The sequence below is a fragment of the Pseudomonas sp. ASL8 genome (genome assembly GCF_056680355.1).
The window spans coordinates 603,544-623,310 of the sequence record NZ_CM155278.1 but is presented as its reverse complement, the minus strand read 5'-3'; the positions used below and the strand labels follow the sequence as shown (position 1 = coordinate 623,310).

At 58.7% G+C, this 19,767-nt stretch carries 23 protein-coding genes and 1 riboswitch; of the genes, 14 read left to right on the top strand and 9 right to left on the bottom strand.

The genetic code is table 11. The features are described 5' to 3' along the window. The first annotated feature begins 155 nt into the window (after positions 1-155). Positions 156-713 (top strand): hypoxanthine-guanine phosphoribosyltransferase, encoded by a 558-nt coding sequence (locus tag AC1MEA_RS02920; protein WP_219063503.1) that lies wholly within the window; start codon positions 156-158, stop codon positions 711-713. A gap of 2 nt (positions 714-715) precedes the next feature. Further along, positions 716-1,189: a WbuC family cupin fold metalloprotein gene (locus AC1MEA_RS02915; RefSeq protein ID WP_480916628.1), complete on the top strand. Its 474-nt coding sequence runs from the start codon at positions 716-718 to the stop codon at positions 1,187-1,189. A gap of 75 nt (positions 1,190-1,264) precedes the next feature. Here AC1MEA_RS02915 and dauA read toward each other — a convergent pair whose 3' ends face one another. Then, the gene (gene dauA, locus AC1MEA_RS02910) at positions 1,265-2,992 is read right to left on the bottom strand and encodes a C4-dicarboxylic acid transporter DauA (protein ID WP_480916627.1); all 1,728 of its coding nucleotides are present in this window, start codon (positions 2,990-2,992) and stop codon (positions 1,265-1,267) included. Between the two features lie 176 nt (positions 2,993-3,168). On the opposite strand from dauA, the gene AC1MEA_RS02905 reads away from it, so the two are divergent. Together AC1MEA_RS02905 and AC1MEA_RS02900 are read left to right on the top strand one after the other, a co-directional pair. Beyond that, entirely contained in the window at positions 3,169-3,675 is a 507-nt protein-coding gene (locus AC1MEA_RS02905; RefSeq protein WP_449635323.1) for a hypothetical protein, read from the top strand. Between the two features lie 66 nt (positions 3,676-3,741). Next, positions 3,742-4,029, top strand: coding sequence for a PA4642 family protein (locus AC1MEA_RS02900; protein WP_480916626.1), 288 nt, complete (start codon positions 3,742-3,744; stop codon positions 4,027-4,029). Positions 4,030-4,102: 73 nt separating this feature from the next. On the opposite strand, the gene mqo is transcribed toward AC1MEA_RS02900, so the two are convergent. From mqo to AC1MEA_RS02885, 3 genes are all read right to left on the bottom strand, one after another. Continuing rightward, positions 4,103-5,611 carry a malate dehydrogenase (quinone) gene (gene mqo, locus AC1MEA_RS02895; protein ID WP_449635322.1) on the bottom strand — a complete coding sequence of 503 codons (1,509 nt, stop codon included), beginning with the start codon at positions 5,609-5,611 and terminating at the stop codon, positions 4,103-4,105. A gap of 52 nt (positions 5,612-5,663) precedes the next feature. Then, positions 5,664-5,804: a hypothetical protein gene (locus AC1MEA_RS02890; protein WP_480916625.1), complete on the bottom strand. Its 141-nt coding sequence runs from the start codon at positions 5,802-5,804 to the stop codon at positions 5,664-5,666. 531 nt (positions 5,805-6,335) lie between these two features. Continuing rightward, positions 6,336-6,569 (bottom strand): hypothetical protein, encoded by a 234-nt coding sequence (locus tag AC1MEA_RS02885; protein ID WP_480916623.1) that lies wholly within the window; start codon positions 6,567-6,569, stop codon positions 6,336-6,338. A gap of 191 nt (positions 6,570-6,760) precedes the next feature. On the opposite strand from AC1MEA_RS02885, the gene AC1MEA_RS02880 reads away from it, so the two are divergent. Then, positions 6,761-7,345 carry a YajG family lipoprotein gene (locus tag AC1MEA_RS02880; protein WP_219063510.1) on the top strand — a complete coding sequence of 195 codons (585 nt, stop codon included), beginning with the start codon at positions 6,761-6,763 and terminating at the stop codon, positions 7,343-7,345. A gap of 106 nt (positions 7,346-7,451) precedes the next feature. Here the strand turns inward: AC1MEA_RS02880 and AC1MEA_RS02875 are convergent, their stop codons facing one another. Both AC1MEA_RS02875 and AC1MEA_RS02870 read right to left on the bottom strand, forming a co-directional pair. Further along, entirely contained in the window at positions 7,452-7,658 is a 207-nt protein-coding gene (locus tag AC1MEA_RS02875) for a hypothetical protein (protein WP_449635320.1), read from the bottom strand. 115 nt (positions 7,659-7,773) lie between these two features. Continuing rightward, a complete protein-coding gene (locus AC1MEA_RS02870; protein ID WP_449635319.1) occupies positions 7,774-8,937 on the bottom strand; it encodes a 1-acyl-sn-glycerol-3-phosphate acyltransferase in 1,164 nt (387 codons plus the stop codon). 120 nt (positions 8,938-9,057) lie between these two features. On the opposite strand from AC1MEA_RS02870, the gene AC1MEA_RS02865 reads away from it, so the two are divergent. The 4 genes from AC1MEA_RS02865 to AC1MEA_RS02850 all read left to right on the top strand — a co-directional run bounded on the left by AC1MEA_RS02865 (position 9,058) and on the right by AC1MEA_RS02850 (position 11,157). Next, on the top strand, positions 9,058-9,240 hold the full coding sequence (locus AC1MEA_RS02865) for a CPXCG motif-containing cysteine-rich protein (protein WP_449635318.1): 183 nt from the start codon (positions 9,058-9,060) through the stop codon (positions 9,238-9,240). Then, a complete protein-coding gene (locus AC1MEA_RS02860; protein ID WP_449635364.1) occupies positions 9,240-9,500 on the top strand; it encodes a putative signal transducing protein in 261 nt (86 codons plus the stop codon). The genes AC1MEA_RS02865 and AC1MEA_RS02860 overlap by 1 nt, the downstream gene beginning before the upstream one ends. An 86-nt stretch (positions 9,501-9,586) precedes the next feature. Continuing rightward, positions 9,587-10,207, top strand: coding sequence for an SOS response-associated peptidase (locus tag AC1MEA_RS02855; RefSeq protein ID WP_480916622.1), 621 nt, complete (start codon positions 9,587-9,589; stop codon positions 10,205-10,207). 131 nt (positions 10,208-10,338) lie between these two features. Continuing rightward, a complete protein-coding gene (locus AC1MEA_RS02850) occupies positions 10,339-11,157 on the top strand; it encodes a M48 family metallopeptidase (protein ID WP_480916621.1) in 819 nt (272 codons plus the stop codon). Positions 11,158-11,209: 52 nt separating this feature from the next. Here the strand turns inward: AC1MEA_RS02850 and AC1MEA_RS02845 are convergent, their stop codons facing one another. The 3 genes from AC1MEA_RS02845 to AC1MEA_RS02835 form a co-directional block, all read right to left on the bottom strand. After that, the gene (locus AC1MEA_RS02845; RefSeq protein WP_449635316.1) at positions 11,210-11,794 is read right to left on the bottom strand and encodes a TMEM165/GDT1 family protein; all 585 of its coding nucleotides are present in this window, start codon (positions 11,792-11,794) and stop codon (positions 11,210-11,212) included. A gap of 71 nt (positions 11,795-11,865) precedes the next feature. After that, positions 11,866-12,003, bottom strand: a riboswitch (yybP-ykoY riboswitch). Positions 12,004-12,036: 33 nt separating this feature from the next. Continuing rightward, positions 12,037-13,041 (bottom strand): class I SAM-dependent methyltransferase, encoded by a 1,005-nt coding sequence (locus AC1MEA_RS02840; RefSeq protein WP_219063517.1) that lies wholly within the window; start codon positions 13,039-13,041, stop codon positions 12,037-12,039. A gap of 39 nt (positions 13,042-13,080) precedes the next feature. Beyond that, positions 13,081-14,046 (bottom strand): 2-hydroxyacid dehydrogenase, encoded by a 966-nt coding sequence (locus AC1MEA_RS02835; RefSeq protein WP_480916620.1) that lies wholly within the window; start codon positions 14,044-14,046, stop codon positions 13,081-13,083. 292 nt (positions 14,047-14,338) lie between these two features. Here AC1MEA_RS02835 and AC1MEA_RS02830 point away from each other — a divergent pair, with 292 nt between their 5' ends. The 5 genes from AC1MEA_RS02830 to AC1MEA_RS02810 all read left to right on the top strand — a co-directional run bounded on the left by AC1MEA_RS02830 (position 14,339) and on the right by AC1MEA_RS02810 (position 19,755). Continuing rightward, a complete protein-coding gene (locus AC1MEA_RS02830) occupies positions 14,339-15,505 on the top strand; it encodes an AMP-binding protein (protein ID WP_480916619.1) in 1,167 nt (388 codons plus the stop codon). Positions 15,506-15,519: 14 nt separating this feature from the next. Further along, the gene (locus AC1MEA_RS02825; protein ID WP_219063520.1) at positions 15,520-16,311 is read left to right on the top strand and encodes an ABC transporter ATP-binding protein; all 792 of its coding nucleotides are present in this window, start codon (positions 15,520-15,522) and stop codon (positions 16,309-16,311) included. Positions 16,312-16,386: 75 nt separating this feature from the next. After that, positions 16,387-17,268, top strand: a complete 882-nt coding sequence (locus tag AC1MEA_RS02820) for a branched-chain amino acid ABC transporter permease (protein ID WP_219063521.1) — start codon at positions 16,387-16,389, stop codon at positions 17,266-17,268. 11 nt (positions 17,269-17,279) lie between these two features. After that, positions 17,280-18,347 carry a branched-chain amino acid ABC transporter permease gene (locus AC1MEA_RS02815; protein WP_480916618.1) on the top strand — a complete coding sequence of 356 codons (1,068 nt, stop codon included), beginning with the start codon at positions 17,280-17,282 and terminating at the stop codon, positions 18,345-18,347. Between the two features lie 82 nt (positions 18,348-18,429). Next, positions 18,430-19,755 (top strand): ABC transporter substrate-binding protein, encoded by a 1,326-nt coding sequence (locus tag AC1MEA_RS02810; RefSeq protein WP_219063523.1) that lies wholly within the window; start codon positions 18,430-18,432, stop codon positions 19,753-19,755. The last annotated feature ends 12 nt before the right edge of the window (positions 19,756-19,767 follow it).

Sequence of the window (19,767 nt, the reverse complement as noted above, 5' to 3'; positions counted from 1 at the left end):
GCTCCGGCGTAGGACAAAAAACGGCCTAGGTTAATCTATTCCAAATGTTACTGTCTTAGAACATCCGGAACGTTAGTCCAGAAATGCTTGCTCTGACCGAAACGGATGCGTACCTTTGCCGGTTTTTATTCCACCGCACCCCCTTGGAGAGCGCTATGTCTGCTGATCTCGAGCATATCCGTCAAATCATGCGCGAGGCTGACTGCCTTTACACCGAAGCTGAAGTCGAAGTGGCTATCGCCCGTGTCGGTGCACAGATCAATGCCCAGTTGGCCGACAGCAATCCCGTGGTGTTCTGCGTGATGAACGGCGGCCTGATTTTTTCTGGCAAGTTGTTGACCCATCTGAACTTCCCGCTGGAAGCGTCTTACCTGCACGCCACCCGCTATCGCAACGAAACCACCGGCGGCGACCTGTTCTGGAAAGCCAAGCCGGAAGTCTCGTTCATGGACCGCGATGTGTTGATCATTGATGACATCCTCGACGAAGGTCATACCCTCGGCGCGATCGTGGATTTCTGCAAGCACGCTGGTGCGCGCGCTGTGCACACCGCCGTATTGATCGACAAGGATCACGACCGCAAGGCGCGTGCTGACCTGAAAGCCGATTTCGTCGGCCTGCCGTGCATCGACCGCTACATCTTCGGTTACGGTATGGATTACAAAGGTTACTGGCGTAACGCGGCCGGCATCTATGCGGTTAAAGGGATGTAATGATGAGCACTCCACGTTTTCTCGACCAGTCGCTGTTTGCCGATCTTGCCGAGAAAGCGGCGGCCAGTCCGCGTGGCCGGCAGCACCACAATTTCCATCAGATGGAAGAGCCGTGTCACCGCTTGGCGGTAGGTATGCAGCCAGGTACTTACATCGCGCCACATCGCCACCTGAGTGCCGACAAGGCTGAATGCCTGTTGGTGCTCAAGGGCGCGCTGGGCCTGTTGGTGTTTGATGAGGATGGCCAATTGCTGAGCAAGCGGCTGATGCAGGCAGGCGGCGATTGCCTCGGTGTGGATTTGCCTCCGGGCGTTTTTCACGGCCTGGTCGTGCTGGCGCCGGACACCCTGATGTTTGAATGTAAAGCCGGTCCCTATCACCCACTTAGCGAAGTTGAGTTCGCCCACTGGGCACCGCGCGAAGGCGAGGCGGGAGTGGCTGAATATCATGCCTGGATGCGTGCGCAGTTCGAGTAGCGGCAGCAGCAAGCCCCCGCGTCGCCCCCTTCGCAGGCTTGCCTGAGAAGGGGCGCTTGCACGCACTCAAAACATCTATCGCGCGTCATCCTGACCCAGCCAGCGCAACGCTTTTTCTCGTGCCTGGTGCAGGTCGCGCACGTAAGTCAGTTGCCCTTCAAGCCGATGCACGCCGGCCCGGCGCAATTTCAAACGCACCCTCGGCGTGGTCCCGACCAGGATCAGGCCGACCCCCGCACTGCGGTATTCAACCAACACGCTGTCCAGTGCTGCCAGTGCGGTCATATCGAGCATGGGCACCGCGCTCATGTCCACCACCACGACCTTGACCCCCGAGCTGAACTTACGCAGCACGCTGAGGGCTTTTTCCGCTGCGCCGAAGAACAACGGCCCGCGAATCGCGTAGCTCTGCACCTGGTCGGGCATGTCATGCAACGCTTGGTGGTAGCTGCGCGGCAGTTCGGCGGTGTCGGTCAGGTCGCTCATGCGCTTGATAAACAGCCCTGCCGCCATGAGCAGCCCGACGCCGACCGCCAGCACCATGTCGAACAGCACCGTCAGGCTCAAACAGGTCAGCAGCACCCATACATCGCTACGTGGCGCTATGCGCAGGGTGTGGATAACGTGACGGGCTTCGGCCATGTTCCAGGCCACCATCACCAGCAAAGCTGCCATTGCCGCCATGGGCAGGTAGCTGAACAGTGGCGCCAACAGGACAATCGAGATCAGCACCACGGCGCTGTGAATGATCGCCGCCAGGGGCGAAAACGCACCGGCGCGGATGTTTGCCGCACTGCGGGCGATGGCTGCCGTGGCGGTGATCCCGCCGAACAACGGCCCAACCAGATTGCCCAGGCCTTGGCCGATCAGCTCGGCATTGGGGTCGTGTTTACTGCCTGTCATGCCATCGCCGACCACCGCGCATAGCAGTGACTCCATAGCGCCAAGCATCGCGATAGCGAACGCCGGGGCCATCAGTTGGCGGATCAAATCATAGGACAGCGTGAGCGGTTGCCCATCGGCAGCGGGTAGGTTCCACGGCCAGGTGAAGGTCGGCAGGAATGGCGGGATGCCGGCATGACTGATGCCGTCGACGCTATAGCTGAAGCGTTCACCCAGGGTTGCGACTGACCAGCCCGCGGCCTCCATCAGCAATCCCAGGAGCGCGCCTACCGCCAGCGCAACCAGATGCCCCGGGACTTTCGGCACCCAGCGTGGCCAGACAATCAGCACTGCCAGGCACACCGCACCTACCACCGCATCGCCCAAATGAGCGCTGGGCAGCGACTGGATCAATACGCCTACTTGCTCGACATAGTGCTGCGGTTGGCTGATGAGGCTCAGGCCGAGCAAGTCCTTGAGCTGCAAGGTCGCGATCACAATCCCGATCCCGGCGGTAAAGCCCAGGGTGACGGGGTAGGGAATGTACTGAATCAGCCGACCTGCGCGGATCAGGCCCAAGGCGATCAGGATTACCCCGGCGAGCATCGTGCACAGCAACAGGCCACCGAGTCCGTACTGCTGGGTGATGGGCAGCAAGATCACCACGAAGGCTGCGGTCGGCCCGCTGACGTTGAACCGCGAGCCGCCCGTCAAGGCGATCAACGGGGCGGCCACCAGCACGGTATACAGTCCATATTGGGGGGCGACGCCCACTGCAATAGCCAAGGCCATCGCCAGCGGAATGGCGATGACCCCTACCGTCAAACCGGCGCTGAGGTCGCCGCGGAAGGCGATCCATGAGTACCCGGCACGCCAGGTTTGGCGCCAGGCAGAAAAAACGGGCGGGAGAGAGAAAGACATGGCAACTCCAACAGTGAGCGCACAGGTCCGCTCGATTGATTCATTATTTTTATTCGTGCAGCCGCTAATGGTTTCAGACAGGCCCATTCAAGTATGAACTCGGTACGGGCCGTGCGCCTTGATCCGAATCATCGAGCCTCATGCTAGAGTGCTCTCCAGCTTTTTGGGGAGTCAATATGACCTTAGTAATCCGTAGTGCAGCCGCCTTGATCCTTTCGCTCAGCCTGCCGCTGGCTGCCGCGCCGAGCCAGAGCCCTGGCACCTCTACACCCATGCATGCGCAATATTTGCCGCCTGATGATCTGGCGGTGCGCGAGGGTAATCCCGAACAGCAACAATTGCTGCAGATCACCGAATACTCGGTGGTAATTGGCAGTCAGCGCCAGTCCAATCAGCAGCCGATACCGGTGACCTTTCCGGTTTTACTGCGTTTGAAAGGCAAGCCAATGAATAAAGGCGCCACCGTATCCGAGGTGCTGATTCACTTCGACGGTGAAAGTAAAAGCCTGAAAAAGCCTACCTTCGATGACCATACCCGTACCTTGACCCTGTATTACCCCATGACTGAGTATCGGGCAGTGCTCGACCTGTTGCGCAACGAGAAGGTGTATTGCCAGTTTTTGAGCTACGCCAATGGGCATGTCTGGGCTGATCTGCACACGATGGCCGTACGCGCGCGTTGAGCGTTACGGTGGGCGAGGGGTAAACTGCCTGCCCGTGAAATATCCGCAAGTCAGTTGGAGTCAGCAATGCGTAAAGATAAGAAGCAGTTGATTGGTGATGAGATCGGCGATGCGCAGATCAAATTGTTTCTCGACTTCGAACCGGTCGATGCAACTTCACCGTCGCTGCACAAGCTGATCAAGGCGTACCGAGGCCTGCGGATCAATGATTTCGAGCGTTTCCTGGCGTTTTTCCTCGAAGCCGGTTACGACCTCGATGGCAAAGATGAGCACGGCAAGGATTTCATTGCGCTCATTGCAGACCAGCGTCATGCCGATGAATACATCGAGCTGATCGAAAAAGCGCGCGGCTGAGACGGACACGTCAGGCCATAAAAAAACGCCCCGAAGGGCGTTTTTTTATGGGCGGTGGAGAAAGTGCGTTACCTCAAGCGAAGCTTTTGGTCTCGCTGCTCTTCTCTACCAACTCCAGGCTTTCATTGGTCTGGGCGTTGATGCGCTGATACAGCTGCGCGTCGGTTTCCAGAGCCTTTTCCCGTGCCGGGAAAATTTCGTTGAGCTTGGCGGCCCATTCGTTGCGAGCCTTGTCCGCGAAGCAGCGTTCGATCAAATCCAGCATGATCGACACTGTTACCGAGGCACCAGGGGACGCGCCGAGCAGGGCAGCCAGAGAACCGTCCTTGGCCGAAACAAGTTCGGTACCGAATTGCAGGACGCCGCCTTTCTTCGGGTCTTTCTTGATGATCTGCACGCGCTGACCAGCCACTTCCAGGCGCCAGTCTTCAGCCTTGGCTTCAGGGTAGAAGCGACGCAGCGATGCAAGACGTTGCTCCATCGACTGCATCACTTCGCTGACCAGGTACTTGGTCAGGTCCATGTTGTCGCGGGCCACGGCCAGCATCGGCCCGATGTTGGCGGCGCGAACCGACAGGGGCAGGTCAAGGAACGAACCGTGCTTGAGGAACTTGGTAGTGAAACCGGCGTATGGCCCGAACAACAGAGAGGTCTTGCCGTCGACGACGCGGGTGTCGAGGTGCGGCACCGACATCGGTGGAGAGCCCACGGCGGCCTGGCTGTAGACCTTGGCCTGGTGGCGCTTGACCACTTCCGGGTTGTCGCAACGCAGCCATTGACCACTGACCGGGAAACCACCGAAACCTTTGCTTTCTTCGATGCCTGACATCTGCAGCAACGGCAGTGCCGCGCCACCTGCGCCAAGGAACACGAATTTGGCATCGACTTCGCGGGTATTGCCGGTGTTGACGTCCTTGATGCTCACGCTCCAGCCCTGACCCTTGCGGCTCAGACCGGTCACGCGCTTGCAGTATTTAACCTGGGCATCCGGGGTGCTGGACAGGTGCTTGAGCAACTGATTGGTCAGGGCGCCGAAGTTGACGTCGGTGCCTTGCATCACGCGGGTGGCGGCGATCGGCTCGTCAGCAGGCCGGCCCGGCATCATCAAAGGCATCCACTCGGCCAGTTTGGCCTTGTCTTCGGTGTATTCCATTGCCGCGAAAGCATGATGCTTGTGCATGGCTTCAAAGCGGTGCTTCAGGAACGCGACGCCTGCTTCACCCTGGACGTAGCTCAGGTGCGGAACCGGGGTAATAAAGGACTTCGAGGAGCCGAACGTGCCTTTCTTGGCCAGGTAGGACCAGAATTCCTTCGATACCTCGAACTGGGTGTTGATGTGCACCGCTTTCTTGATGTCGATGGAGCCGTCGGCCGCTTGCGGCGTGTAGTTCAGCTCACATAGCCCGGCGTGACCGGTACCGGCGTTGTTCCACGGGTTTGAGCTCTCCGCGGCACCAGAATCCATCAGCTCAACGACTTCCAGCTTAAGGCTGGGGTCGAGCTCTTTGAGCAGTACTGCAAGGGTGGCACTCATGATGCCTGCCCCAACCAATACCACATCGACTGCTTCGTTATGCGCCATTAACGCGTCTCCAAAATCTGCAGCACCAAATTGACGGCATACGATCCTGAGGTCAGTTGCCAAGTGTTTGCGGGGCGTGTATCCGAAAGTGCCCCTGGTAACTCATGGCCAGGATCGCCATGTCCGATTCTTCGCAATTTTTTGCATCTTCAGCGGACACCACCAATCGGGCTTTGAATTCGTATGAACTCATTTTCAGGCCCGGTTAGCAATTCGACTATCGTCAAGGCATCCGGTTGTGCAACCAAATCCGTAGCGGACAGGCTTCAGACTCCAGTCATGGAGGCTGCGCAGCAGTCAGTCCTGTTTAAGGGGGCTGGGTCAGACATTAATGGTGCATGTACAAACGCAAAACTATTCATTTGCTCGCCACACTCTTGTGAAGTAGTGAAAACCCGTTTTTTTCACGCTCTTTTGGAGACGTGAACCTCAAAAAAGAACCGACGCAATGGCAGTTCCGGCAGATCGGATGCAGGCAAGAGTGAGAGGCTGGGAGGCGAGAAAGGTTCGAAACGATTCGAGCTATTCGACACCGGACCAGCAAGCACTGACGCTTGCAAACGACCTGTGTGGGCGGCTCTCTGTGGGCGGTGCGGGGGAGCTAATACAGGGTATTAGCGATGCTGCGAGGCCCGATCAGGAGACGTCCTTATAATCGGGGGAAGATTATAGCGATGAAACGTGCGGAATTGATCTTATTAACTGACTTTTATTAGCGCGTCAGTCAGTTCGTAAGGAGATGGCGGTCATCGGGGTGTGCCGCGTGCAGGCTGACACGTGCGCTGGCGGGGAGGGGCTGGTGCAGCCAAGTGAGCCGGGCTTCGTTGATTTCTACCCACCCAAAACCGATCGGCGGCGTGGCGCAATGCCGAAATGCCTGGCACAGCCCTGATTTATCCAGCAGCGCGTAGTGACGATGCTGAGGGCGCAAGCTGAACAATGACCAGAGAAAGTCCATGGCGGGGCTCCTGTTGAGTGGGCAGGGAAAGATTGCCCGAAGGACGTGACATCTCGGTGACAGTCCCGTGGCGAAGGCGTTTCATAAGGAACTGTGCCCCGTCGTGTCCGGTCCTATTTTCAACTAGTGAGCGGGCCGTTGGCACCGCTATACTGCTGCATCTATTGTGTCTGGCCCCTGGAGAGATGAGCATGTTGCATCGCCTGTTGTTCGGTTTGCTTGCTGTTGGCAGTTTGACCCTGGTCGGCTGTGCCCACAGCCCGCAACAACTTAGCCCGCAACCCAAACTCACCAGCCAACTCGCTGCGGTGGGTCACGGTCAGCCGGTCGTGGTTCGCGTCGTCGATGGTCGCCCATCGCCAACCCTGGGAACCCGTGGTGGTCTGTACCCGGAAACCAGCGCCATCAGCGTCCAGGGTTCTGACTTGCTGCCTAAACTGCAAGCTCAGACCGAAGCCGCTGTACGTCTTCTGGGCTTTACCCCAACCACCAACGGTGGCAACGCGCCGCAGCTGACGGTGACCTTGGTGGACCTGAAGTACCAGTCGCCCAAAGAAGGTCTGTACGTGACCGAAGCGACCATCAGCTCGACGTTCCGCGCTGACGTGCAAAACAATGGCCGTAGCTACAGTGGTCGTTATGCCGCTTCGCTGGACCAGCGCTTCGGCATGGCGCCGAATCAGGAAACCAATACCAAGCTGGTCAGTGATGTGCTCAGCGATGCCCTGACCCGGCTGTTCCAGGATCAAACTATCGGCAGGGTGCTGGGCCAGTAATACGGTCTGTTCGCTGCAAACAAACTGTGAACAAAAAAACCGGTTTCTTTAGCGAGAAACCGGTTTTTTTGGGTCTGTCTGGCGACATCCATCACTCTGTCGCCGGTCATGCGGCTTCGCAGTAGAAATCCAGAAAACTCAAGCCCGTCTGCTGATCCAGGTCTGGCAGGTCGTGGTGCTGATGGCCTCCCAGCGCGCAGTAAACCAGCCAGTGGCGGTCTTGCACGTTGAATGACAACGCGTCGATCAGTGCTTCCTGTTCGTCGCTCTGGGTAACCAGATACAGCCGATCCTGATTCTGTGCATGCAGCATGACAAGGTCTCTTTAGGTGTCGAGGTGCAACACAGTGGCGGATTCAGGTTACGGTTAGGTGACCGGGGCAAAAAAAATGGCGCCCGAAGAGGCGCCATTTTTATGAGTCAGACGTTTAAAGCGCTCGTCCGGCCTTGACCCGATACTGATTGCGCACAGGCATTGCGTATTGCAACACCAGATACGGACGGTGTTCGACAGAGCAGCTCTCCAGACGGCGCTGCCACTCTTCCTTGGCGCGGGCCAGCTCGTCGGCAGGGAATACCTCGGCGGCACTGGGTACATCCAGTGTCGGGTCGGCATCAGCCCATTGCGCGTACGCCAGGTAATGCGCCGGAAACAGGCGATAGCCGCCGAGAATCTGCCGGTCCATCTCAATCGCCAATTGCTTGGTGTCTTCGAACACCCCGCTGATCGGCGTAGCGAAATTCACGTGCACCCTGCCTTTATATCCCGTGATCCCCAGCGCGATGCTGACATCATCCTCGCCCGGCGCCTTGGTATAGCTGCCGGTGGTGGCGCGGATATACAGTTCGCGGGCCTTGGCGTGATCGCATGGGTCGTATTCGTAGCTGATCGACACCGGCGTCAGGTTCAACGACTTGATCACCTCGGCGAACGGCTCGTCCTTGCGGCTCATGTGGAACATCTTGAGGATGGCCGATTCGGTGCGATCGTCGCCATCTTTGGCGCGGCCTTCAGCCTGGGCGATCCAGATTGATTGGCAGTCTTCGCGGATCGAATGATTGATATAGGCCGACAGTTGCAGGTACGCCGCCATCTTTTCCCGGCGCCCGGTGATGGAACGGTGCACGATGAAACACTTGTTCAGGCGCATCAGGTCGCTGACGAAGGGCTTCTGCAGCAGGTTGTCACCGATGGCGATGCGCGGCGTTGGCAGGCCCGCGTGATACACCGCATAGTTGACAAAGGCCGGGTCCATTGCGATATCGCGGTGGTTGGCCAGGAACAGATAGGCGCTGCCGGACTTGAACTGCTCGACACCGGTGTAGGTCACACCGTCGGTAGCCCGCTCGATGGTGTGATCGACGTAAACCTCGACTTTGTCCTGCAGCGAGGCCACCGAGTGGACCTCGGCGAACTCGCGACGTAGTCGATGTGTGATTAGAGGCTTCAGCATCCAGCCAAATGCGCCTGCCATGCGAGGGAAGCGAAAGTGGGTGAGTGTTTTAAGGAGAGCCTGATCACTGAGCAGGCGTGCAATGACGGCTGGGACTTCGGCGTCGTTGTAAGGTCGGATGGCATCGAATTCGCCCATCATGCTCTCTTGTTGGAAACGGCTAGGGTAAAGGCAGGCCGATCTGAAAAATGCGATCAGATCACAAGCCATGCTTCAAATAGACGGCGATTATACGCATAACTCACTCCGGAGACTTCGATGCAGGAAATAGAGCGTTACGACTGCCCTTACTGTGGCGAGTCAGTTGAGGCCGTGCTGGATTTATCCGGCGGTGATCAGACCTATATCGAGGATTGCCCGGTATGTTGTCGACCGATTGTGTTCGATTTGCAGACGGACGGCGAAAAATGGACCCTGGATGTGCGCAGCGAGAATGAATGATGCAAAGAGTCTACGAGCCGGAAAACTTGATGGAGGGCGAATTGCTGCAAGGCATGCTTGCCAGTGAAGGCGTCGAATCTCATTTGACGGGCCGTGATTTGCTCGGCGGCGTGGGCGAGCTCCCGGTTTTTGGCCTGTTAGGGCTGTCGGTGGACAATGATCAGGCCGAGCAGGCACGGCTGTTGATCGCCGAGTACAATGCGGCACTGCCGCTGTCGGGTGATGAACCTGACAATTTTCCCGACGTACTGGAGTGTTGACGTGCGTTTGGCCCTGCTTTCAACTGCCAGCTTTTAAAGCCTGCGTCTGAAAAAGGGTTTTTCAAAAAAGAGAGTGTGTTGCCCTTATGTGTGGACGCTATGCCCTGTTTCGCTGGACGCCCGCGTTTGCGGCCTTGCCCGGTTTCCCTGCTGACCAAAAAGCGCAATGGAACATCTCGCCGGGCGACTCGGTGCTGATGATGCGCGGCGGGGACGCCCAGCGCGAACTGGCACGTGCACGTTGGGGGCTGACACCGCCATGGTTGACCGACCTTTCCCGAACGCCTGCTCACGCCCGCGCCGAAACCCTGGCCGAACAACCGATGTTTCGCGAGGCTTTCCGGCTGCGCCGCTGCCTGTTGCCGGCCAATGGCTTTTACGAATGGCGCGGCACCACGCGCAAGCGGCCGTTCTGGCTGACGCCGGGGGAGGGCTCTACGCTGTTTTTTGCCGCGATTTGGGAGGCTTATCCGGTAGAAGGCCACACATACCTGAGTGTCGCCGTCGTCACGCAGGCGGCAGCCAGTCAGCGGCGCCCGCTGATCCTTGATGCCGCCGGGCAGGAAGCCTGGCTGGCCGCTGATACGCCAACGTCCACCCTGCAAGCACTGCTCGCCAGCCCCCAGGCGGCGCTGCGCGAGCGAGCACTGGCTAACCTGGTGAACGATCCAAAACTGAATGCGCCGGAATGCCTGACGCCGCTTTGAGCTGAAGGCGCTTCGCAGGCAAGCCTGTGATCATCTGCGGACGCTGTCTACAGGGGTGGCAACTGGCTTGTATCTAGCTTCGCGGCGGGACATTGCCTAGGATACCGGCCATGTTTCCAGGGAGATCCACCATGCGTCAGTCATTTGCTCTGTGTGCCTTGAGCGCGAGCTTGTTGCTCAGCGGTTGCCAGTCCGTCAATACCACCAGCGGTGGTGCGGTGGGCGTCGAGCGCAAGCAGTACATGTTCAGCATGCTGTCGACCCAAGAGGTCAATCAAATGTATGCGCAGTCTTATCAACAGACGGTAGGCGAGGCCACCACTAAAGGTGTGCTGGACAAAACCAGCGCCGACGCCAAACGGGTGAAAGCGATTGCTGATCGGCTGATTGCGCAGGCGCCGATTTTTCGCCCTGATTCGGCGCAGTGGCAGTGGGAAATCAATCTGATCAAAAGCGATGAGCTCAACGCCAACTGCGGGCCCGGTGGCAAAATCATTTTCTACACTGGGTTGATCGACAAGCTGAAACTCACTGACGATGAAATCGCCGCGGTCATGGGGCATGAAATTGCCCACGCCTTGCGCGAGCATGGGCGTGAAGCGATGTCCAAGGCCTATGGCATTGCGATGGCAAAGCAGGGCGCGGGTGCGTTATTGGGATTGAGCCAGGACAGCCTTGCGCTGGCCGATACGGTGGTCAATTACAGCCTGACCTTGCCCAATAGCCGCAGCAATGAAAATGAAGCGGATCTGATTGGGCTGGAGCTGGCGGCGCGCGCTGGTTATAACCCCAATGCCGCCATCAGCCTGTGGCAGAAAATGACCCAGAACACCGGAGGTTCACCGCCGGAGTTCATGAGCACTCACCCCGCCTCGGAAAGCCGCATCGCATCGCTGCAAAGCGCCATCCCGAAGGTAATGCCACTTTATCAACAGGCTAAAAAAATCTGAGGGGATCGGGTCGTCAATGACGACCCGATCCCCTTGATCTTGAAAGCGTCGTTTAAACCCAGCCACTCACCTGCATTGCCTTGTACACCGCGACGATGGCCAGGACGAAAAACGCACAGGCCGCCAAGCGACGGATCAAGGTGAGCGGGAGCTTTTCAGCCGCGAAGTTACCTGCCAGTACCACTGGAACGTTGGCGATCAGCATGCCCAGTGTGGTGCCGAGAATCACCAGCCACAGGTAGGAATACTGGGCGGCGAGCATCACGGTGGCGATTTGGGTCTTGTCGCCGATTTCAGCGATGAAGAACGTGATCAGCGTGGTCACGAACGGCCCGAACTTACGCGCAGTGCTGGCTTCGTCGTCATCCATTTTGTCGGGCACCAAGGTCCACAGCGCGGTGGCGGTGAAGCTGGCGGCCAGAATCCAGTGCAGGGTGGCGTTCGAGAAGAAACTCCCGAACCAGGCCCCGACGGCACCTGCGGCGGCGTGGTTGGCCAGGGTGGCGACGATGATACCGGCGATGATCGGCCAAGGCTTGCGAAAGCGCGCAGCGAGAATCAGGGCGAGGAGTTGGGTCTTGTCACCGATTTCGGCCAAGGCAACAACAGCGGTGGGGACGAGCAGGGATTCCAGCATCAGGTTTTTCCTAAGGGGCGGGTCGACACGGCTATGACACGTACAGCCTTCCCGCCCCGGGTAAGGTGTTCGTGTCATAGGTCTTGTCAAACCACCGATCCGACTGAGCGGATCTGGGTCGCACGCACCATGGTCTGTTGACCAAGTATGTTGATACGTGCCGGACGAGCATGGCGCTCGTGGGAGACTACTCCCCTAGGACGGAGCGGATTCTGCCTACACCGAAAGCATTCGGCAAGTGCTTATTTTTTTTCGCGTTTGGCGCGATAGACACGAAAGCCTTGCCCTTGTGCCTTCACCGCACACACACCCAGATGCTCTTCGATCAGTGGCTGATAGCGAAGGAAAGCATTGGCGACCAAGCGGAGTTCGCCACCGTTTTTTAGATGTTGGCGAGCTTTTCGCAGCAAGTTCTCGGTTGCCAGGTAGTCGGTATGCACCCCGACGTGGAACGGAGGGTTGCTCAAGATAGTGCTCAAACCCATGGGCGCGGCGTCGATCCCGTCACCGGTCAACACTTCACCCTCCAGGCCATTGGCGGCCAGGGTCAGGCGGCTGCTGGCGGTGGCAAAGGCATCGACATCCAGTAGCGTGACATTGTTATGCGGGTAGCGACGCTTGACCGCAGCCCCCAACACGCCAGCGCCACACCCGAAGTCGAGCACCTCGCCACTGGGCAGTTTATCCAGATGCTGCAGGAGCAGCGCCGAACCGCGATCCAGTCGACCATGGCTGAAGACGCCGGGCAGGCTGACCACTGTGAGCGGGCCGTCTTCCAGGTCGACTTCATAGCGTTGGGCCATGCTTTCCAGGGTCACCGCTTGCGGTGCGTTCTCGACAGTCACCAGCCAAAGCTGGCAGTGGCGGGCGCTGTCGACTTTGCGGGGTTTGCCGAAGGGGCTCAATTGTTTGGCCGCAGCTTCGATGCCGCTGCGTTTTTCGCCGACCAGATACAGCTCGCGTCCGGCCAGGCGCGATGCCAAGGCGTTCAATACGTAGTCGGTCAGGTCGCGGGCTTTGGGCACAAACAGCACGGCTGTTTCGAACGCCTGCTCTGGCACATTGACCCCAAAGTGGCAGCGGCCTTCGAAACGCGCGTCCAGCACCGCTTGATCGCCGGCATGCCAGCACCAACCGTGGGCATTCGGCAATTTCCCGAGCAGATCGTCTGCAGGCAGCCCGGCCAGGAGCACGGAGCCCTGAAACAATTCGGCCTGACGGAGTAACACTTCACTGCGCGGGTCCATCTTTGGCTCCTGAAAAGTGGCGAAGTCTAACAGAGCTTGTCAGCTCACGACCCGTCGCGGTGTACCAGCAAAAAACGCGTGGGCATTTTCGCTGAGTTGGCCGACGATCCGCTGCCGGGCTTCGCGACTGCCCCAGGCGTTGTGCGGGGTGACGATCAAGCGCGGAATGTCGCCCGCCAACAGCGGATTGCCGTTCACCGGCGGCTCGACGGTCAGTACATCCGTTGCGGCGCCGCCCAGATGCCCGTTGCGCAAGGCATCGGCGAGCGCTTGTTCGTCAATCAGGCCACCACGTGCGGTGTTGATCACAAAAGCATGGGGTTTGAGCAGGCCGAGTTCATAGGCGCCGATCATGTTCCGGGTGTGTTCGTTGAGCGGGCAGTGCAGGGTCAATGCGTCGACTTGCGGCAGCAGTTCTTGCAACGGCACACGGTCATCACGCTCAGGGCGGCCGGGTATCTGCCCCAGCAGCACGCGTATGCCGAAGGCTTCGGCCAGCTTCGCGACGGCGCCGCCGAGTTCGCCATAACCCAGCATGCCGAGGGTTTTGCCTTCCAGCTCGACGATAGGGAAATCCAGCAGGCAGAACTGTTTGGCGTGCTGCCAGCCCCCATGCTGCACCGCGTTTTGATAGTCCGGCAGGCGGGTCGCCAGCGCGAGCAGCAGCATCAGCGTGTGTTGCGCCACGGAGGCAGTGCCATAACCCTGGCAGTTGCTGACCACAACCCCATGTTCACGGGCCGCAACCAAGTCGACGTTGTTGGTGCCCGTGGCGGAAATCAGCACCAGCTTCAAATCGGGACACGCCGCGAACGTGCTGGCATCGATCATGATTTTGTTGGTAATCGCCACCTGCGCGCCTTGCAGACGTTCGATCACCTGTTGCGGTGTGCTGGTGGTGTGCAACTGCAAATCGCTGAAGTGTTCACGCAGCTCGCTGAAGTCAAGATCACCCAGGTCCAGAGACGTATGGTCGAGGAAAACTGCTTTGTGATGATTGCTCATGGGATGAGGCGCCTTATTGAAAATATAAGGTCCAGCCCGAAATGGCTGGAGGCATTGGAAAGGTATCAATTTCTGGTAGTCGACGCGACCGTCTGGGGGCGGTGTCCGTATTCGGCGGGATGCGCAACTGTTCAGCTGCAAACAGTCGCGCAACAGCTTGTGCAGTGAGAAGCACACCCGGGTATTTCGATATTCTTTTAACTCATTGTTTTTTATTGATATTTATCTTTGGCACGGTTGCTGCTCTATCACTGTGGACGGTGCTGAGTCGGCACGTGGGCGGGGAAAGGCAATGTCTGAGTTCACGGAAAATCGGGAGACGGTTCCCACCACGCTTCCAGAGTGGTTGTTGTTGCAAGCAGGGCAACACCCAACAGGCATCGCCTTGCGCCATAAACATTTGGGTGTGTGGCAAGTGCGCAGTTGGCCTCAGGTCGCCACGCAGGTGCTCAGTCTTGCCACGGCATTGCACCTGCGCGGTTTTACCCCTGGCGCAACGCTGACCTTGCTAAGTCGACCACGGCCCGAAGCCTTGCTGGCGACGTTGGCTGCTCAGTGGCTCGGCGGCGTGGCCGCGCTGCTCGACCCACTGGATACTGCGTCAGAGCAAACGGCGTTGCTGGAGCAACTGCAACCCGACTTTATCTTTGCCGAAGGGCTGGAAGAGCTTCAGCGGGTGGACGCCGCGCACCTGGCCCCGCAACTGGTGTTCTATGCCGACGGCCGCACGGTCACAGGCAACGCCGATGGGCAGGGCAGGTGGGTCGCCTACGCAAGCCTGGTGGAGCAAGCACCGAATCTTGAATTACCGGTTCGAGGGCATTCCCAGCACACGGCCTTTGCATTTTATCGGCGTGGTGAGGGCGGCGTCCTTGAGCAGCAGCGAATCAGTCACGCCGAACTGTTGAATGAAGGCCGACATCTGGTTGAGGTTCAGCAGTTGGGTAGTCATGAGGAAGCATTGGCCGCCAGGGCGTTCGCTGCGGGTGGGCAAGCACGCTATCTACTGGCTCCCTGGCTGATTGCAGGTTTCCGTTTGAATTTTCCGGAGAGCCTGGCCACTCGGGATAACGACCGTCGCGAACTCGGGCCGACCCTGGTGGCGGGCACCCGCGAAACCTATGGCCGCCTGCATGCGCTGGTCTTGACCCGGTTGCCGCCCGTGGGCAGTTGGCAGCGGCATCTGGTCGAGTGGGCGTTGGCCAGCAGGCCGGGTGTTGTCCGCAGAGTGCTGGGCGATTGGTTGATCCGCAGACCATTGCGCGATGTCCTCGGCTTTAGCCGTACGCACGCCGCGCTGCTGGTGGGTGACGCGTTACCGGAAAACACCAAAGCATTTTTTGCATTGCTGGGTATCAACATCCAGGGCTGGCCAGACCCGGGTCAATGGCAACCCCGGCCCCGAGCGTCAGCAGAGCGGGTCGATGGATGGATTAATGACGGCCCGCAATTGGCCTGATCAGGAGCACGACGATGTCTCAGGCTACTCGCGCAGTACCGCAGCCTTTGCTGGAACTGGAACATATTTCGCTGTCGTTCAAGGGTGTTAAAGCCATCACCGATATCAGCTTCGCCGTCGCCCCCGGTGAGATCTGTGCCTTGATCGGCCCCAATGGTGCCGGCAAGAGTTCGCTGCTCAATGTGATCAATGGTGTTTATCAGGCACAGGAGGGGCGGATCAGTTTCAACGGTGAAGTTCACCGCCGCATGCACCCGCACGCCGCCGCGCAACGAGGCATTGCCCGGACGTTTCAGAATATCGCGCTGTTCAAGGGGATGAGTGTTCTCGACAACGTGCTGTGCGGTCGCAATCTCAAACGCCGCAGCACGTGGGTCGAACAAGCCCTGCGCCTGGGGCGTGCAGCGGCTGAAGACGACCGCCAGCGTGAAGCCGCCGAGCGCGTGATTGAGTTTTTGCGGATCCACGCCTGGCGTGACGCGATCGTTGGCAAGTTGCCTTACGGCTTGCAGAAGCGTGTCGAGCTGGGTCGTGCATTGGCCGCTGAACCCACGCTCCTGCTGTTGGACGAGCCCATGGCCGGGATGAACGCCGAGGAGAAGCAGGAAATGAGCCGCTTCATCGTCGACATCAACCGGGAATTTGGCACCACCGTGGTGTTGATTGAGCACGATATCGGCGTCGTGATGGGCATCTCGGACCATGTGGTGGTGCTCGACTACGGCAGCAAAATCGGTGATGGCACCCCTGAGGTGGTACGCCGTGATCCCAAGGTAATCGCCGCGTATCTCGGCACCCGACACTGACACCCAGGCATGAACCGGCTCCCTCGAATGACCCGGGGAGCAGGTCAGCGTATGCCGAACAACAGGTGATTTAGCATGGAATTTTTCTTCGAAGTACTGATCGGGGGGCTGCTGGCCGGGGTGATGTACTCGCTGGTCGCCATCGGTTTCGTCCTGATCTACAAGGCTTCGGGCGTGTTCAATTTCGCCCAGGGGGCCATGGTGCTGTTCGCTGCCCTGACGTTTGTCAGCCTGGTTGAGCGCGGCATTCCGTTTTGGCTGGCGTTTGTTATTTGCTTGGCGGTGATGGTGGTGCTGGCGCTGTTGGTCGAGCGGATCGTGTTACGGCCGCTGGTCAATCGCCCGCCGATCATCCTGTTCATGGCCACGTTGGGTCTGTCTTACGTCATCGAGGGCTTCGCCCAGTCACTCTGGGGCTCCCAGGTGCATGGCCTGGAGTTGGGCATTAGCGACGAGCCTCTGGAAATCAAAGGCATGCTCCTGTCGCAGTTCGACCTGTTCGCCTCCGCTACCGCAGCCCTTTTGGTGGTGGTGCTCTCGGTCCTGTTCAACAAAACGCGGGTTGGCTTGTCGCTGCGGGCAGTGGCTGACGATCCGCTGGCAGCCCTGGCGGTAGGGGTGAAGCTGCCACGTATCTGGGCATTGGTCTGGTCGGTGGCCGGTTTTGTCGGGTTGGTCGCCGGGCTGCTGTGGGGCGCACGCCTGGGGGTCCAGTTCTCGCTCTCCCTGATCGTTCTCAAAGCGTTACCCGTGTTGATCATTGGCGGCTTTTCCTCCATCAGCGGCGCGATCATCGGCGGCCTGATCATTGGTGCGTCGGAGAAGTTGGCAGAGGTGTATCTGGGTCCCCTTATCGGGGGCGGTCTCGAGAACTGGTTTCCCTATGTGCTGGCCTTGCTGTTCTTGCTGGTGCGGCCAGCGGGATTGTTCGGCGAACGTGCCATCGAGCGGGTTTAAGGAGAACGCACATGTTTTATAAAGAAGCCGGCCAGTTCAGCACGACCTATGCGGCGGACCGTCGTGTGTTCCGTCTCAGGCAGGACCGTTATGGGCTGGTCCTGCTATTGGCCTTTGCGTTTATCGGTGTGCCCTTCATCGGCAACGACTATTGGTTCAGTGCCATTCTCATTCCATTCCTGGTGCTGTCGCTGGCCGGATTGGGTCTCAACCTGTTGACGGGCTATGCCGGCCAATTGTCGCTGGGGTCAGCGGCCTTCATGGCCGTCGGTGCGTTCGCCACTTACAATTTTGAACTGCGCATAACGGGTCTGCCGCTGCTGGTCAGTATTGCGCTGGGCGGTGTCACCGCCGCACTGGTTGCGGTCGTGTTTGGATTGCCCAGTTTGCGGATCAAAGGCTTTTACCTGCTGGTGTCGACCCTGGCCGCACAGTTCTTCGTGGAATGGGTGCTGACTAAATTCGATTGGTTCTCCAATAACAACGCGTCCGGGGTCATCACTGCGCCGCCGCTGAACATCCTGAGTATCGATTTCAGTACGCCGGTCGGTCGCTATCTGCTGACCCTGGGCATCGTGGTCGCGATGTTCTGGCTGGGTAAAACCCTGGCGCGCAGTGAGCTGGGGCGCAACTGGATGGCGGTGCGGGACATGGACACTGCCGCCGCGGTAATCGGTATTCCCATCCTCAAGAGCAAATTACTGGCCTTTGCCATCAGCGGATTTTTCCTCGGCATCGCCGGCTCGCTGTGGGCGTTTACGTACCTGGGAACGGTCGAGCCCCACGGCTTTGATCTGAACCGGTCGTTCCAGATTTTGTTCATCATCATTATCGGCGGTCTGGGTAGCATCCTCGGCAACCTGCTGGGCGCTGCGTTTATCGTCTTGTTCCCGGTGCTGCTCTCCAACCTCGTCAGTTTATTACCGGTGGGCCTGATCGATTCCGGGCAGCTGGAAAATGCTCAGAAAATGATTTTTGGCGCATTGATCATCGTCTTCCTGATCAAAGAACCCGAGGGCCTGGCGCGCCTCTGGCAACGATTTCGCGAGCGCGCACGGCTCTGGCCGCTGCGCTACTGAGTGAACCCCCGCGTGACCGGACGCTCGTCCATCTCAACCCTTTAAACCTGCTGATCGCCCTGATTCGATAAGGATAATTCCGATGCTAAAACGCACCTTTGTCAGAAGCCTCGCTTTGGCGCTGAGCCTGACCGCTACAGCCATGACTGCGCATGCCGACAACGAGCAGTACTTCCCCTTGCAGAGCTACCGGGTCGGTCCCTACGCAGCCGGCGGTACCGGCTTTTTTGGTGGGTTCATCGACTACATGCAGTACGTCAATGCCAACGGTGGCGTGAACGGGGTCAAGCTGACCTGGAGCGAATGCGAGACCGAGTACGTGGTGGAGAAGGGCGTTGAGTGCTACGAGCGTCTGAAAAAAGGACTTAACGGCGCGCCAGCTGCGGCGACCAACCCACTGTCGGTGGGGATCGCCTACGCGACGCTGGAGCGTTCGACCGCAGACAAGTTGCCGTTGATTACCATCAACCACGGCCGGACCGACTCCACTGACGGCAGCGTCTTCCCCTACGTATTTCCGCTGCAACTGAACCCTTATTCAGAAGTGTCGGCCATCATCAACTACATCGGTCAGCAAGCCGGCGGGCTGGACAAACTCAAGGGCAAGAAGATTGTCACCCTCTACCATGGTTCGCCGTACGGTAAGGAAACCAATGAGGTGTTGCAGACCCTGGCCGACAAGTACGGCTTCGAGCTGACCCTGGCTGAAGTCCCGCACCCAGGCAACGAGCAGCAGTCACAGTGGCTGAACATTCGTCGGGCCAAGCCTGACTGGGTGATCCTGCGTGGTTGGGGGGTGATGAACCCGGTTGCGTTGAAAACCGCGCAGAAGGTCGGTTACCCGGCAGACCACATTATCGGCAATATCTGGAGTAACTCCGAAGAGGATGCCGCTCCGGCGGGCGCTGCGGCCAAAGGTTTTATTTCCATCACCACTCACCCTTCAGGCACCGACTTCCCTGTGCTGCAAGGCATCAAGAAGTCAGTACTGGATGCGGGTAAAGGCAACCTGGAAGACCCGAAACGGTTCGGCACGGTGTACTACAACCTCGGTGTGGTAAACGGCATCCTCAACGTTGAAGCGGTGCGGATCGCTCAGGAGAAATTTGGCAAAAAACCACTGACGGGTGAACAGGTCCGTTGGGGTTTCGAGCACCTGAACATCGACGAAGCACGACTCAAGGCGCTGGGGGCCGAGGGCCTGGTACAGCCGTTGAAACTGTCCTGCTCGGATCATGAGGGCGGCGGTGCCGTGCGCTTCCAGCAATGGGACGGCCAGAAATGGAACCTGATCAGTGATTGGGTGCAGGCCGATCGTGCGTTGTTGCGGCCGATCATCGAAGCCTCTTCGCATAAGTACGCGCAAGAAAAAGGCATCACGCCACGCGATTGCAGCAAGGAGTCTTAAGCCGTCTATGGC